At 43.3% G+C, this 15,129-nt stretch carries 18 protein-coding genes and 1 pseudogene; 5 read left to right on the plus strand and 14 right to left on the minus strand.

The features are described from left to right. Window position 1 precedes the first annotated feature (1 nt). Genes QMZ64_RS14740 through mnhG form a run of 3 tightly spaced genes read left to right on the plus strand, consistent with a single transcriptional unit; the run spans window position 2 to window position 1,120 of the window. Window positions 2-478, plus strand: a complete 477-nt coding sequence (locus QMZ64_RS14740; RefSeq protein ID WP_265625796.1) for a Na+/H+ antiporter subunit E — start codon at window positions 2-4, stop codon at window positions 476-478. Then, window positions 478-762 (plus strand): Na(+)/H(+) antiporter subunit F1, encoded by a 285-nt coding sequence (locus QMZ64_RS14745; RefSeq protein WP_003184842.1) that lies wholly within the window; start codon window positions 478-480, stop codon window positions 760-762. The genes QMZ64_RS14740 and QMZ64_RS14745 overlap by 1 nt, the downstream gene beginning before the upstream one ends. Next, window positions 746-1,120 carry a monovalent cation/H(+) antiporter subunit G gene (gene mnhG / locus QMZ64_RS14750; protein ID WP_265625795.1) on the plus strand — a complete coding sequence of 125 codons (375 nt, stop codon included), beginning with the start codon at window positions 746-748 and terminating at the stop codon, window positions 1,118-1,120. The genes QMZ64_RS14745 and mnhG overlap by 17 nt, the downstream gene beginning before the upstream one ends. Before the next feature lie 36 nt (window positions 1,121-1,156). Here mnhG and QMZ64_RS14755 read toward each other — a convergent pair whose 3' ends face one another. The 6 genes and pseudogenes from QMZ64_RS14755 to degQ form a co-directional block, all read right to left on the minus strand. After that, entirely contained in the window at window positions 1,157-1,546 is a 390-nt protein-coding gene (locus QMZ64_RS14755) for a hotdog fold thioesterase (RefSeq protein ID WP_144498842.1), read from the minus strand. Between the two features lie 16 nt (window positions 1,547-1,562). Next, window positions 1,563-2,201, minus strand: a pseudogene (gene comA, locus QMZ64_RS14760) (two-component system response regulator ComA). 86 nt (window positions 2,202-2,287) lie between these two features. Then, window positions 2,288-4,603: a sensor histidine kinase gene (locus tag QMZ64_RS14765; RefSeq protein WP_025809738.1), complete on the minus strand. Its 2,316-nt coding sequence runs from the start codon at window positions 4,601-4,603 to the stop codon at window positions 2,288-2,290. Window positions 4,604-4,623: 20 nt separating this feature from the next. Then, a complete protein-coding gene (gene comX, locus QMZ64_RS14770) occupies window positions 4,624-4,794 on the minus strand; it encodes a competence pheromone ComX (protein WP_020452790.1) in 171 nt (56 codons plus the stop codon). Beyond that, window positions 4,766-5,677 carry a polyprenyl synthetase family protein gene (locus tag QMZ64_RS14775; RefSeq protein WP_265625794.1) on the minus strand — a complete coding sequence of 304 codons (912 nt, stop codon included), beginning with the start codon at window positions 5,675-5,677 and terminating at the stop codon, window positions 4,766-4,768. Before QMZ64_RS14775 ends, comX begins: the two co-directional genes overlap by 29 nt. Before the next feature lie 188 nt (window positions 5,678-5,865). After that, window positions 5,866-6,006 (minus strand): degradation enzyme regulation protein DegQ, encoded by a 141-nt coding sequence (gene degQ / locus QMZ64_RS14780; protein WP_003184860.1) that lies wholly within the window; start codon window positions 6,004-6,006, stop codon window positions 5,866-5,868. Between the two features lie 485 nt (window positions 6,007-6,491). Here degQ and QMZ64_RS14785 point away from each other — a divergent pair, with 485 nt between their 5' ends. Beyond that, a complete protein-coding gene (locus QMZ64_RS14785; protein WP_265625793.1) occupies window positions 6,492-6,839 on the plus strand; it encodes a YuzC family spore coat inner layer protein in 348 nt (115 codons plus the stop codon). A gap of 40 nt (window positions 6,840-6,879) precedes the next feature. On the opposite strand, the gene QMZ64_RS14790 is transcribed toward QMZ64_RS14785, so the two are convergent. The 7 genes from QMZ64_RS14790 to QMZ64_RS14820 form a co-directional block, all read right to left on the minus strand. Continuing rightward, window positions 6,880-8,100 (minus strand): EAL and HDOD domain-containing protein, encoded by a 1,221-nt coding sequence (locus QMZ64_RS14790; RefSeq protein WP_265625792.1) that lies wholly within the window; start codon window positions 8,098-8,100, stop codon window positions 6,880-6,882. Between the two features lie 177 nt (window positions 8,101-8,277). After that, a complete protein-coding gene (locus tag QMZ64_RS14795; RefSeq protein ID WP_023856157.1) occupies window positions 8,278-9,747 on the minus strand; it encodes a nicotinate phosphoribosyltransferase in 1,470 nt (489 codons plus the stop codon). A gap of 17 nt (window positions 9,748-9,764) precedes the next feature. Continuing rightward, window positions 9,765-10,316, minus strand: coding sequence for a cysteine hydrolase family protein (locus tag QMZ64_RS14800; RefSeq protein WP_026580053.1), 552 nt, complete (start codon window positions 10,314-10,316; stop codon window positions 9,765-9,767). Between the two features lie 182 nt (window positions 10,317-10,498). Further along, window positions 10,499-10,900: a YueI family protein gene (locus QMZ64_RS14805; protein ID WP_265625791.1), complete on the minus strand. Its 402-nt coding sequence runs from the start codon at window positions 10,898-10,900 to the stop codon at window positions 10,499-10,501. Window positions 10,901-10,994: 94 nt separating this feature from the next. Then, a complete protein-coding gene (locus QMZ64_RS14810; protein WP_152846655.1) occupies window positions 10,995-11,243 on the minus strand; it encodes a YueH family protein in 249 nt (82 codons plus the stop codon). A gap of 73 nt (window positions 11,244-11,316) precedes the next feature. Then, window positions 11,317-11,538, minus strand: a complete 222-nt coding sequence (locus QMZ64_RS14815) for a spore germination protein (protein ID WP_265625790.1) — start codon at window positions 11,536-11,538, stop codon at window positions 11,317-11,319. A gap of 56 nt (window positions 11,539-11,594) precedes the next feature. Then, complete coding sequence (locus tag QMZ64_RS14820; protein ID WP_165427956.1) at window positions 11,595-12,704, minus strand: AI-2E family transporter; 1,110 nt, start codon at window positions 12,702-12,704, stop codon at window positions 11,595-11,597. Between the two features lie 312 nt (window positions 12,705-13,016). On the opposite strand from QMZ64_RS14820, the gene QMZ64_RS14825 reads away from it, so the two are divergent. Further along, window positions 13,017-14,480 carry an esterase/lipase family protein gene (locus tag QMZ64_RS14825; RefSeq protein ID WP_265625789.1) on the plus strand — a complete coding sequence of 488 codons (1,464 nt, stop codon included), beginning with the start codon at window positions 13,017-13,019 and terminating at the stop codon, window positions 14,478-14,480. On the opposite strand, the gene QMZ64_RS14830 is transcribed toward QMZ64_RS14825, so the two are convergent. Then, a complete protein-coding gene (locus tag QMZ64_RS14830) occupies window positions 14,477-15,007 on the minus strand; it encodes an HD domain-containing protein (RefSeq protein ID WP_020452803.1) in 531 nt (176 codons plus the stop codon). The two genes, QMZ64_RS14825 and QMZ64_RS14830, sit on opposite strands and share 4 nt — an antisense overlap. Between the last annotated feature and the right edge of the window lie 122 nt (window positions 15,008-15,129).

The raw sequence follows: 15,129 nt of genomic DNA on the forward strand, positions 1-15,129 counted from the left end.
CATGGCATTACAAATATTGTTGAACTTTATTCTTGCGTTGTGCTGGATGTCTCTGAACAATGACTACACCGCTGCCGGGTTTGTCGTCGGTTATGTGATCGGATTATTCTCGCTCTTTCTGATGAGGCGTTTTTTCCGCCGCCGCTTTTACTTGATTAACATTTGGGCGATCATTAAACTGCTGTTTATTTTTATTAAAGAGCTCGTTCTCGCAAACGTCAGCGTATTAAAGACGATCTTATCCCCAAGGTTAAAAAATAAGCCCGGCATATTCGCCTTCAAGACAGACCTTAAAGCGGACTGGGAAATCACGACATTGGCGAACCTGATTACGCTGACACCGGGCACATTGGTCGTCGATATCTCCGATGACCGTTCGATTCTTTATATTCATGCGGTCGATATCGATGATGCCGAGAAAGCCATCAGTGATATCCGCATTTCGTTTGAAGAGGCGATTAAGGAGGTAAGCCGCTGATGTTTGAATTTATTTTGCAATTGTCACTCGGCATTTTGGCTGTCTCCACTTTTCTGTATGTCCTGAGGGTCATTAAAGGGCCGAGCATCCCGGACAGAGTGGTGGCGCTTGATGCGATCGGCATCAACCTGATCGGAATTACGGCTCTCGTGTCCATCCTGTTAAATACGACAGCATATTTGGAAGTCATCCTCTTGATCGGTATTCTCGCCTTTATCGGCACCGTCGCATTTTCTAAATTCCTTGAGAAAGGAGAGATTATCGAAAATGATCGAAGCCGCTAAATTGCTTATCGCCGTTTTGATCCTTCTTGGCGCACTGATATCGTTAGCCGCTTCTTTTGGAACGCTGAGGCTGCCTGACGTATACTCAAGAATCCACGCCGCTTCTAAAGGAGCGACATTGGGGATCATCAGCGTACTGCTCGGCGTATTCTTTTACTTCTGGTTTCTGCACGGCTTCATTACGGCCAAAGTGCTGCTCGGTATCGTCTTTGTATTTCTGACGTCTCCTGTAGGCGCCCATCTGATCGCAAGGGCCGCCTATAACACCGGCGTAAAAATGGAAAAGAAAAGCGTACAGGACGATTATGAAGGCTACAGAAATTTTCTGATTAAAAAGAAGGAAGATTCCTATTTATAAAAAGAAAACTCGCCCTAAAAGGCGAGTTTTTTTGGTTTACGATGAAGGGCGGCTGATGACCGCCATCGTGCACCTGGACGTGCAAATCAGGCTGTCTTGCTCATCGCGTATTTCAATTTGAAACACCATTGTTGATTTGCCTACATGCAGAGGCGTTGCGACCGCTTTAACCGTTCCGTCTTTCACCGATTTTAAATGGTTGGCGTTGATCTCAAGCCCGAAGCATGCCTGCTCTTTTGGATCGATATGCTGATATGCCCCGATGCTTGCCACCGTTTCAGCAAGCGCAACGGACGCACCTCCATGCAGATAGCCGAAAGGCTGACGCGTTCTTTCATCGACAGGCATGACGGCAACACAGCGCTCTTTGCTGCATTCCTTCAACTCGATTCCCAACGCTTCAAGAAGTGTATGTTTCGTTTCCATCACAATCGTCCCTTCATCAAAGTACGCCTTCAGATTTCGCGATTAAAACAGCCTCTGTCCGTGATCCTACATTCAGTTTGCTGAATACGGAAGTCAGACTGTATTCGATCGACCGCTTGCTTAAATGAAGCGCATCAGCAATTTCTTGATTTGTATAGCCTTTTTCGACTTCTTTTAAGATCAGGCATTCCCTTTCAGTCAAAAGATCGTGCTAGGTCTGCTGGCTGTTTGACTTCGATTTTTGCTGTGTAATCAGCTGCTTGAAATAATCATAATCGACGACAATTTTATTATCCAGCACCTGATATATGTACTCTATAATCTTTTCCTTCGATTCCGTTTTGCTGATGGCGCCGTGCATGCCGGAACGAATCGCCTCTTCAAAATAATCTTCGACTTCATAGCCTGTGTAAACGATAATTTTGCATGATGAACACGTCTCAAGGATTTTCTTAGATAGGTCCATGCCGTTGATTTCACCCAAATTTAAATCCATTAAGATCAGGTCATACGCAGAAAAATCATGCTTCTTGAGAAATTGTTCGCTGGCTTCAGGGCTGAGGCAATCGACAACAAAGTCCTGGTTCGTTTCAAGAATTGCCTTCGTCCCCTCCATGACAGCCGGATGATCATCGATCACAAGTAATCTTCTCATAATTTCCTCCCTTTTGCGTAACCTTGCCCTATCACCATTTTATAGAAAAAACTTGGCGGATGCCAAGCAAAAATGTTAACTAAACATTACAATTCCATTTCAATGGCGACCCTGAAGCCTTTCCCTTCTGCTGTCTGTATATCCAGACTGCCGTTCAGCGCGCGGACTCGCTCGCGAATGCCCGACAGCCCCATGCTTGCGCTGTTTTGATAAAGCTTGTCCGGATCAAAACCGATGCCGTCATCTTCATAATGAAGAACAACTTTTTCTTTTATGCAGACAAGCATAATCAAAACCTCATTAGCTTTCGAGTGTTTAACCGCATTGCTTAAAAGCTCCTGCACAATTCTGTACAAATTCAGCTGCGTGTCCAGGTCGAGCACCTTTGAGAACCTTTCCGTATTGAGGCGGATCTTATCGATCGATGAGGACTCCTGATGCTGCGCCGCCAGTTTCGAAAGGGCTTTGACCAGTCCGAGATCGTACAACAGCTGCGGCCTCAGCTCCTGACACGTTTCCCTTGTCGTCTGGATGACGGTGGACATTTGCTCATTCATATTGATGAGCCTTTGCCTGATTTGATTCGTACAGACTTTATCTTTTTCAAAATCAGCCAGAAACATCTCGCTTTGATGCTTCAAGGAAATCATGTCCTGCAGCACAGAATCATGAAGATCACGGGCCAAATCAGATCTCTGCTTCTCTTCAATCGCAAACATCAATTTATTCAGCCACGCCGGATTCGGCCCTTCTTTTTTCACATGTTCCAGATGGTCCATCAGCTCGCCGATTTTCAAGACGTTTTCCAGGGAAACACTCGTATAAAACGCCAGCGTCTCAAGCCACGAAATCTCATCGCGCGTCAGCCTAGGCGTATTTAAAACCGACAAACACAGCATGACATAAGAAGTCCCGCCCCGTTCACCGATCTTAATCAAAAATCCGCGGTCGACTTCGACGATTTTGCCGATGTCGGTGATGACCTTGGTTACTTCTTGTTCGTACGGGATCCACGGTTTTTCTTCTGCATCATTCTCTAGCATCGATACCGATCCATCGTTTTTTACTTTGAGCATATAAATATTATTAACAAGAAGCACGTCCAAAACGATTTGTTTTAACTCCATTAAAACTTGATTTAAAGACGTAAATGTTCGAATGGTTTGAGTAAATTTAAAAATACTATCCTGGTAGTTAAATTTTTCTGAAAAGCGCTTTAGCCGAAAACGGAAATCAATAATTTCTTTTAAATAGAAAACGCCTACCATGATAAGATATGTAAAGATTGTAACCTGTACTGTGAAAAATTCTCCTTCTTGATGCTTAACAATGGCTAAAATAGTAATAATTAAAGAAGTTGGAATTATCGCTAAAAAACTATAATATTTCAATCGACCAATTAAAAATTCAATATCATATATTTTATTAGACATAAATTGATATACCAAAGATAAAGGAATCAGCAACAGAAACGGGGACACAACAATGGCCGAGAAAATATAATCGCCAAAGACCAGCATAGGAAGTACATAGAAAAACAAAAAAGGTACCAATGCAATGAAGTTCATCAACATTAATATTTTCAATAAGTAGGACTGTTGAGAATACTTGAATTTAATTAAGGCATATGTAATCAGAATAAAAACAATAACCGTCGAAATAAAGAACGACAATAAGTTAATGCTTTTTAGAATACTTCCCTCAAATTCAAATAAGTATAAACCAGCTTCAAGTATGAGGTTTATAAATGGTATTAAATAAAGTAAAAAAACTTTATTACTGAAAAATGTTTTCCCTATCTCTTTAAAGTATCGATAAATAAAATGTAAGTAGCTAGTTGGAACAGCTAAAAAAGTAAGTATATTTACAAATCTACTGAAAGTGTCACCTCTTGCAACTGCGCCTGCACTAACATAAGCTATAGAAGTAATAAGCAGAAATAGGACTAATAAAAATGCTGAGAAAAGATTTTTAGATTTGTTTACTTTAAAAATAAAATACACACAAATTAAACATAAAAAGTAAAAGATCAACGGAATGATAAATATAAAAAAACTGTCATAACTGACTAAATCCAAATATATCAGAGAATCATTCTCAAATACTTTCCCATTTCTTTCAATTGTTAACGTTAAAACGTTTGACAATGTATATTCCTTATCTTTTTTAAATGGAACCTGCTGCCCATTTATTCTATGAATGATATCTCCTTCTTTTAATTCTGCATAATCAGCGGCTAAAGTGTGTTTTTTCACTTCCACAACTTCAAGACTGTATTCATCAAGATTTTTCACCTTTAACCCAACTAGATTATTATTAAAACTAAGATAGCAAACATAGAGAACATAAATAAAACTTAACAATATGAGAACTAGTGAAACCTTGTTATAATATGACTTCATTTAGAAATCCCTACTATTCATTATTTGAACCATAAATTAGGGTAAGGACCCCAACCTGCTTCAATTCTTTTAAAACCTTCAATTAAACTGAAAACTTGGTCTTTATCAACACCTATAAGACTGGCTTTGCCAGCAATAACCTGTTCCAACACTTCCGGGTGTTCAACCAAAAAACTCACGATCTCCTGCATAATACTCTCCTCGTAAAGACTCGTTTAAAAGCGCAGACATCAAACGTTCTTTCTCCATATCCCCCAACTGCAGCTCCCCAATTCCCTTTTTAAATTTCTGAATAGCGAGCTGATTCATAACATACATATACTGAGTGACGCCTGCTGCTTTCAATTTCTCTTTATAGCATTTTATTTCTTTATCGGCAATTTTATCCTTAGTTTCAAATGTTTTTAACAAATCAATCGACGGCTGGTTAAATTTTCTTGACAAATATAAGTACGCAAGCGTCCGCTTTTTCTTGGCGATATCGCTTTTTGAATCATAAAAAAGTGCTTTATAATCATTTTCGATTTGTGAAGCAATGCCCAGCTGATAGGCGTACTTTTCAACCGTCGGGTCAAAGTTGCCCTTGGCAAGCATCGCCCCCAGCACGCATGGCAAAGCCGTCAGCGCCCCGGATTTACGCTTGATCATGTCAAGGCACTCATCTTCAGTGGCAGGCCGGTTGCTGAGATCGTCATGCTGTCCCTGCATCGATTGAAGTATATATTCCATCAATTTTTCAAAAAACACCGGTTCTTTCGACACCGAACTAATCACTTTAATGCTTATTGTATAAAGCGCAGTCGCCGCATTCATTGCGACTGAACGGTTGATTTTCATCCATGGTTCATCGGGGCTGTCTTCATCCTCTAAATCATCGAATATATCAAACGCAAGAATCAAGAGTTCTATGCCTGCTCCAAGCGTTTCCGCCGCATCAGTGTCCGTGCCGCCGAAACTTTGGTAATGATAAAAAGCAAGTTCGCTGAAATGCAACTGGTCCTTTGCATCTAGAAAAGCGTGCAGCGTCCGATTTAAGTCCTCGTTGGGAATCTCAATGTCTATAAAATGATTCATTCTTTGCTTGATTTTACTGTGATCTAGACAAAAAAGCTTAGAGATGGTGCTCCCTCCTTTCTTAATATTTTACTAAATCAAATTCCCGATTGACAGAGCAATTTTTTTATTTAACAATTATATAATAATTTATCCTTTTTTTGGATTCGTTTGCACAAAAAAAAAAGACTTGTCTGAAACAAGTCTTTTTACGAGGTTTTTAGATATGTGTACTTATCGTATTGATCAATGCTTTTGTTAATCTTGCGCAAGGAGTCCTTTGTTTCTCTGATTTCATTTTCAAGCCGCCAAAGCAGTTGTTTTAATTCTTCAATTTGTTGCTTTTCCACCGGTTCCACACTCCTTTTGGAAGATCAATCAATTTGTGTATAGTGAACGAGTCATAGGTATTTGATCTGTTAATACAAGTTTAAAGGGAATTGGTCTATTTTTCACCGAAAAGTTGCATATAAATTCATGCGTTACACCGCAAACTTCAAATAGACCATAACACCCATTTTACACGTTTTGCGGTTAGTTCACAATTCCTAATGAAACATAAAATTTTAGTTTGTTTTTCAAGGAGTCAAATAAAGATCACTTACAAATCCCTTTAACATCACAAGTTCAGTTATTTTTTGTTCGTTTTGCGACCTTGAGTCTAAAGTAATAACTAGCGGGGAATAGAAAAACTTGATTGTTCACGGAACGCAGATCGGGTATGCACCACCGAAAAACACGCAATAGACCGACACGCATTTCGGTCCTTTAAAAAAACCATCCCTTCGCCTTACACCGCAAAAACCGCAATTTGACCCGTAAAAATTGAAAAGAGGTGTTCATATTGCTTCCGCCTTATTGCTTTTGGATGTATCCATATCAACATGTCCACTGCCGGCAGGTCTATCCCGAAGTTGAAGCCAGCGCCTTTTCGCGTTCGGCAAAAGAAGCGGAGGGCTTGATGGCTGACGGACAAAGAATTTTAAGCCGGCTTTCAGCATCGCGTGCTTTAGCTCACCAAATCATGACGGCTGCCCAAAGCAACCAAAAAAATACCGTCCTTGCCCTGCTCAGGCAAACCGGCGTCCACAGCCAGCTTGATGCCTCTTTCGATCCCGACGGCATCCGCATCATACTCATCAGCCCTCGCAGCAGAATATTCCTGCTATTGCGTTGGTCTTAGCGCAAAAAAATTCCGGCCCCTAAAAAAGAGCCGGAATTTTTTATAAAAGTTTTTGACACCAATCAACGGCTTCAAGATAGCATTGATACGCTTCATCTTTTGTTAAGCCTTCTGTTTCTGGCGTGTTGTCTTCCCATTTGTTTCGTTCGATCGATTTTGCAAGCCGCAAGATTTTTCGATAATCGTTTTCTTTGCCGAGCAGTGCTTGTCCTACTTCGTCCGTCAGCGGCAGTTCGCTGATGACTTCCGCCAGTTCTTTGTGCAGCAGTGTATCAATAAATGAAAACATGCCTGTCAGCATATAAGAAGCCGGCTGAGGGCGATTCGTTTTTTTCGCCAGCAATTCGCAAAGCTTGGCGCGGATCAGCGAAATCTTGACGACTTCGTTCTTGCTGGAGTTTTGCTTTTTCGTTAAATCCTTAAACGAGAGGATGAAGATCCACCTTTTGATTTCTTTAAATCCGAGAAGCACGATAGCCTGGCGGATGCTTTTAATCTTTTGAATCGGCCGGTTGGCTGGAGAGTTCAACAGCTTCAGCAGCTGGTAGGAAAGCGACAAATCGCGTTCTATAATATTTGTGACGTTTTCAATATCAGGCTGATCTTCGCTTAATTCATGCAGCAGCTCATAATAAGCATGGAAATGATATGTAATGTCCTGACCGTCAATCACAGCGGGCTCGCTGAAGAAATAGCCTTGAAACAGTTGAAATCCGTCTTTTGCAGCCTGTTCATAATCCTTTCGCGTCTCCACTTTTTCAGCGAGGAACGTCAGACGGTGGTTCCGGCATGATCGAAGGATGCTCTGTCTTTCCTGCCGCGTCGTTTTGAAAAAATCGATCTTCAAAATATCAATGGATGCCAAAAGCTGATGGAGCAAGTCCCTCTCCACGCGATGTTTTAAACAAAAATCATCAAGGGCAATCGTGTAGCCGAGGCTTTTCAAATGCCTGCACCTTTCGATAAGCTCAGGGGTGATCGGCACATCTTCAAGGATTTCTACAACGAGCTGGTCCGGATCAAAATAAGTCGGCAGCCCTGATGCCAAAAGACCTTCGGTAAAATTCACGTAATACCTTTTGCCTTCTGTCAATTTATCGATTCCAATGTTTAAAAAGCTGTTAATCATCAATTCTGTTGTCGCTTGATCACCGTCAATACCGGAAAAAAAGTTTTTCTCGCTTTCCCTGTATAAAAGCTCGTATGCGACAACTTGTTCTTTTCTGTTGAATATTGGCTGTCTGGCAACGAATACCCTCATTCTTCTTCCCCCTAGCGACTGAGGTGCCTTCGCTTTTAAGTATATCAAATAAATGAGCAAATCCCGGCTGCTTAAAAAATCCGCCCAAATATTGAACTTAATATTGAAAAACAGATAATCCCCGAAGAAATTATCTGTTTCAATCCCCAGTTATATTAAAAACTATCGTTTACAGAGTCAACCTTGATCCAGACCTTTTTTCGCCTTGATTTTCGCTTCGTGAATTTGCTGCATCTTGTTGTTCCAGCAAGCTTCGCTTAAATCGACAGGATATTCTTCGGGCTTGCTGATCCGCTTATACTCTTCCCAAAGCAAACTGAGATTTTCTTGAACATACCGCTTAATATCCTGAATGCTCGGATTCTCATAAACAAGCTCGCCTTTTTCAAAGATCGGCTGGTGAAGGTCTTTCGCATCAAAATTCGTCACAAACTTGCTGATAAACGTATGAACGGGGTGAAACATCTTCAGCCGCTCCTGTTCATTGACCTTTTCATAGTCCAAAGCGATATAATCGCCTTCTGAATGATGGTTCAGCTGATTGATGATTCTGTACACCTTTTTCAAGCCTGGAGTCGTCACTTTCTCCGGATTCGAAGAAATTTTAATCGTGTCTGCCATCTTTCCGTCTTCTTCGATGGAAACGAGTTTGTAAACCGCGCCGAGAGCCGGCTGATCATAAGCGGTAATCAGCTTTGTGCCGACGCCCCAGACGTCGATTTTTGCGCCCTGGGCTTTCAGGTTCATAATCGTATACTCATCAAGATCGCTTGAAGCGACGACTTTTGTATCAGTAAATCCGGCTTCATCCAGCATGGCTCTCGCTTTCTTCGACAAATAGGCGAGGTCTCCGCTGTCCAGGCGGATTCCCGAAAATTCAATTTGATCACCGAATTCCTTCGCCACTTTGATTGCATTTGGAATGCCGGAACGCACCGTATCATATGTATCGACCAAAAAGACACATTTTTTATGGGTTTCCGCATATTTTTTAAATGCCGTGTATTCGTCGCGGTAGGCTTGAACAAGCGCATGGGCGTGCGTGCCCGATACCGGAATGTCAAAACGCTTGCCGGCGCGGACATTGCTTGTCGCATCGAACCCGCCGATAATCGCGGCCCTTGCTCCCCACATCGCCGCGTCCATTTCATGCGCGCGCCTTGTTCCAAATTCGAGCGCCGTCTCATCTCCTATCACACTTTTGATTCTCGCGGCTTTTGTCGCGATCAATGTTTGGTAATTCACAATGTTGAGCAGAGCCGTTTCAATCAGCTGCGCTTCGGCCAAAGGCGCTTCGATCCTCATGATCGGTTCGTTTCCAAACACGATTTCGCCTTCCTGCATGGAATAAAGCGAACCGGTGAATCTCATATCTTTTAAAAAGCTGAGAAAGTCATCTTTGAAGCCCAGCTCTTCTTTTAAATAAACTAAATCGCTTTCAGTAAATCTGAAATCCCGCAAAAATTCAATCGCTTTTTCAAGACCGGCAAAAACGGCAAAACCGCTGTCAAAAGGGAGTTTTCTGAAAAACAGTTCAAAAACGGCTTTCTTTTGATCAATGCCGTCGCGCCAATACGTTTCCGCCATATTAATTTGATATAAGTCTGTGTGTAGTGCTAGACTGTCGTCTGTAAAACGGTGTTCCAACCTTCATTTCTCCTTCCTCAATCTGACACTGAGGCTCCCAGGGTGTTTGCAAAATGAGAAAGAGCCCAGTCGTGCCCGTCCGGGTTAAAGCTAGCCACTGCGTTTTGATGAATGACAAGATTAAACCCTTTATTATAAGCGTCTACTGCGGTATGGAGCACGCATATATCTGTGCATACGCCAACGAGGTGCAGTTCTTTAATATCCCTTTCACGAAGCTTCAGCTCAAGGTTTGTCCCGGCAAAAGCAGAGTACCTTGTTTTTTCCATGTAATAGACATTCTGATCATGTTCGTGTTTTCGATAAAGCGCTTCAAGCTTTCCGTATAAATCCTGTCCTGATGTACCTTTTATATTATGTGGAGGAAACAAACGGGTTTCCGGATGATGCGAATCGCCGGCCTCGTGTGAATCGACTGCAAATACGACGTAATCGCCGTTTTGAATAAACGTTTCCGCGAGACGCGTCACGGCGTCTTCGATTTTCCGGCCTGGTTCTCCGCACGTCAGCTTTCCGTCAGCTGCGACAAAGTCATTCGTATAATCGATACATATAAGAGCTTTTTTCATTGCCGCCCTCCCCGCCTTTTGTATGATAGGTAACATTATAACTTATCTAAACGGACAAGTGAATGGCGAATGCAGCGGATATGGCTGCCAAGCCGCGCCAGCAGCGGCTTTTTCTTTTTCAGAAAAAAACAAAAACCGCGGGTTCGCACGCCCTGTGGAAGACGCGTGCGAAAACCCGCGCCTCATCTCTTGTTTAAAACCGACTGTTCAAAGATGTCGTCCTGAACATAAATCGATTCTTTCTCTACGGCCTCGCGCGCCGCGAGGACAAGTCCAAGGGGAGTATCCGATTGCTGATCGGACACGATGGAAAAAGGAACGCCTTGTTTATTGGACTCCTTGATGTAAGGAGATAAATGAGAGTAGCCGATTTCACCGTTCAGCAATAATGTCGCATCCGCTTTTGAGCCAAGCGCATCAATGACTTCGCGGTATGCCTGCGGACGCAGCACTTGTCCTTTAGTCAATGCGATGATGACCCGTTCCCTCAGCGAGCCTAAAAACAGTCTGCGTTCATCCGGCTTCGTTTCGCGTGGTCCGTACATTCCCTGCTGTAAATATTGATCCATTGATTGGTCGCTCACGTCTTAGACCCTCCAGTTTATCTTGCTGGCAGCGTTTTTTAAAGCTGCATTTTTTTATCAGTATGCCCATGAAAACAGCGGGCATGAGTCCGGGCTACATTTCGGTCACCCATTGTACAATCTTTTTGGACAGCTCCTCGGCCGCATCCGCTTCAGCCACTTTCGACAATGACCGGTCAAGCTTTTCGGCGAGCTCTGTCTTTTCTTCCTCATAGGAAATCAGCTTACTCCACTCCAGTTGCGGCACAGCCACAAGCGTATGAAATTCTTTTTTATTTTCATGGAGGTAAACGTCTGTGATCATCTGATCTTTGTTCAAGATGTTTGCCTTCCTGATTTTCATCTTTGTCACCTGCCTTATCTATCTTTTTTCCCATTATACTATAAAAAAGAAACAGCCTCTTTAAAAGAGGCTGTTACAGGTTCAATGACTGGGAACCGTCCATCACATCCGCATCTGTGAAGGATGTTTTATTGCTATTGTTTTGTATCAAACCGTAGTCCCCTGTTAAAAATGCACCCGCTCCTCCTCCGGAAAAATCCGTGCACTTCGGGGAAATGGCAAACACATCTCCAAAGAAGGCTGCGCTGTCATCAACGACTTGCCTGATAAAAATCGGTCCAACGATCGCCGGCATCTTCACACCTCCGCCATTCAATTTATTAGCATCATATGTGAAAATGGGCAAAACGTTCAGACTTCAGCATTTTCCGCCGTTTCTTTTTTATACCTCTGCCTTAAACGGACAAGGCGGACGATATTCAATGTAAAAGCCTTGAGCAGAGCATAAGCCGGAACGGCCAGGATCATGCCGAGAATGCCCCCGAAGCTTCCGGCGCCGATTAATAAAAGGATGATCGTCAGCGGATGCGTATTCAAACGGCGGCCGATAATCAGCGGCGACAGCAGATTTCCGTCTGTCTGCTGAACGGCAACGACGATGATCAGCGCGATGAATGCTTTCGTCGGCGAGTCGAGAAAAGCGATAATGACAGCCGGTGTCGCTCCAAGAAACGGTCCGACATATGGAATAATATTCGTCACGGCAATGATCAAGCCGAGAATCAGCGCGTATTTCACACCGGCGATCCAAAAACCGATGAAGCACGCCGTTCCGACAAACATACAAACGATAAGCTGTCCTTGAATGTAAGCCGCCAGCGTCTCATACAAATCCTTAAAAATTTTCAGCCCTTCATTTTTGTACTTGTCAGGCAGAATCTTGACAGCCAAATTCGGGAAACGGTGGCCGTCCTTCAGCATATAAAACAGGATGAACGGCACGGTAACAGCCGTGAGCGCAATGTTGGTCACAACGCCGAATACAGAAGACAGGCTCCCTGTAATATTCTCAGGCAGGCTCGTCAGGTATTCGCCGATTGAGCTTTCGATTTTGGCAACCGATACGAAGTCCTGATTCATTATCCAAGTGAACCACTGCGAATTCGACATTTGCTTAATGAAAATCTGGATCTGTTTCACGTAGGACGGGATGCTGTTAAACAGATCTGTCACCTGCTTTGTAAACACGGGACCGACAGATGACAATACAAACACGATCAATGCCACAAACGCCAAATAGATCAGCAGAATCGACAGCGTTCTCGGCAGCTTTTTCTCAAGAAACCGCACGATCGGATTGAATATAAAATACAAGATTCCCGCAATTAAAATCGGAGTAAATAAAGTCGATGCAAATACAATGATCGGTTCGAAAAGAAAAGACACTTTTGTCGATACATAAATAATAAGAAGAACCAATAAAATTTGCAGCGTCCAAAAATGGGTTTTTGATTTTAACAAGCTTTGTTTCCTCCCGGTTGTTTTCATTACTCTAAAAACTACTATTGACACCATCGTCTGTCAACTGTTTTTACATCATCAATACGGACGGCGGGGAAAAGAGTTTCATTTCCTTCAAAAAAGGTGAAAAAATGCGGCGGTTATGTCGACGGTTGGAATATATCCTCATATTGAATACCGGTTTCGGTCTTCACTGTAAATATTCCTCCCGTTTATGAAGATTTTCTAAATTTTTTCAGTCCGTTGGTATAAAGTTCACCTCAAGAAAATATGATGAAAACGCTTACAACAAAAACCATGAGGTGAACAACGATGAAAAAACTGGTGCTGCTCATGCTTGTTTTGCTGCTCGTGTATCCGAATGTATCGAAAGCGGGAGGATTTAAAGGAGGAGGAGGCGATCCGGGCCACTGGTTCGCGGGAGAGCCAGTTGAACATCCTGATCCCGCAAAACCGCCGATTGTATTTGTCCATGGATTAAACGGCTCTTCAAGCGCTTGGTTTGACGAAAATGACATGGCGGAGCAGGCGTGGAAAAACGGATATAATGCGGCTTTTATCGATCTCCACCCCGATAAAGACATGCAGGATAACGGAGCGATGCTGGCCGCCAAACTGCGCGAAATCTACCAGCATTTCGGCCGCAAGGTCATTCTCGTTTCCTACAGCAAAGGCGGAATTGACAGTCAATCGGCGCTGATTCATCACAACGCATACCATTATGTCGAGCGCGTGATTACGCTCGGAACCCCCCATCACGGCTCGCAGCTGGCAGACCTTGCCTACAGCAGCTGGGCAGGATGGCTCGCCGCTATTTTAGGCCAAAGAAATGATGCCGTTTACTCGCTCCAAACGGGGTTTATGAAATCGTTCCGCGATCAGACCGACAATCATCCCAATCGATCGAAAACCAAATATTTCACCTTGGCAGGCAATAAAATCGGCGGGTTCGGCAGCGTTTTATTTTTTGGGGGCGTCTATTTAAACATGTTTGGCGAAAATGACGGAGCCGTCACCGAAAAAAACGCGAGACTCCCTTACGCCACAAACCTGAATACAGGGAAGTGGGATCACTTCTCGATTATTAAAGGAAACCTCACATTTCCTGTATTTATGCCTTTATTGACGGTTCAGGCATATGCAAATGAGACAGCTAACATCAAGGAAAACCTATCGTACCCTTTCATCAGAGGAGGGGAAAATCACGGATTGAGAGAAGAGGAATTCGCCGTTGAAAAAGGCGTCAAGGAAATAACCGTTCACTGGCTGAGCAATCATTCCTCGGGAAATATCAAATTGACAGATCCGCGCGGCAAGCCGCTCAAAGACTTTTCAATAGCAAAGACGGCGGATGTTTTTGAAGGGGGATTCGTCCATTCCGCTGCCATTAAAAATCCGGCTGCAGGTACATGGAAGATCGCATCATCCGTCAAACAAAAAGAGGCGTTTTTGTTCATTGTGACGTACGATTCTCCTCTGAACGAGCAAATTAAAAACGCGGTTACCAGAGAATCGTCAAATCTTGCGAATGTTAAGGCGTCCGTTCGTTCTATCCGCTACGAAAACGGAAAACAAGCCGAGAAAAAGTCGCTGAAACCAGCTTCCATCAATGCGCTGCAAAACAGCCTGTCATTCAAAAAAGCGGGCATGTATTCGGTGACGATCGACCTTTCAGGAAAAACGGCAGACAACTCGCCGTTTAACAGGACGATCATCCGCTCTATTTATGTAAATGACAAAGGGGAGAAGTTTGAAAACAGCCCTTTGTCCGATTAAACCGTTCTTTTCATGGGAGATAAAGATTCATCGACCATGCGGTCAAGCTTTCTGATCTTTTCAAGCGCCAGCTTATGATCGATTTTGCGGTAATGGTGGTTTCCGCCCGGCTCTTCGTCCAGCTCATCCGCTTTTTTGACGATTTCCTGCAGCTTGTTTTTATCGAGGTCCCCTTCCGGCAAATAGGAATCGGTATGAAGCAAAATCGCCAAAGCAATCTCTTTTGCCGCTTTCCGATCTTCGCCGAGGCGGATCAGAAGCTTGTGGGCGCGCTCGGCTCCCTTTATCGCGTGAATGTCGTTTTGCTTGTATTTTTCATAATCCCATTCCCCGTCGGTATACCATTCATAATGGCCGATATCGTGCAGCAAAGCCGCTTTTGTCGCGATATCAGGGTCTACTCCCGCCCGCACCGCCAGGCGGTATGCGTGGTAAGCGCAGGCTACGGCATGAGCTACACCGGAGCGTGTTAAATATTTTTGTGCGATTGGATGGGTGAATACATCCACTAATGTTACGTTTCTCATGTAAACCCCTCCTTTATATATTTTTAGAATCCTAACATATTTTCATGCAAATCTCAATTGATCTGACACATCATATTCAAAATTCCGCTATATGAACTGGCGCAATAATAAAATAAAAACAA

This window comes from Bacillus sp. LB7 (assembly GCF_030449715.1).
In the GTDB taxonomy this organism is placed as follows: Bacteria; Bacillota; Bacilli; order Bacillales; family Bacillaceae; genus Bacillus; species Bacillus paralicheniformis.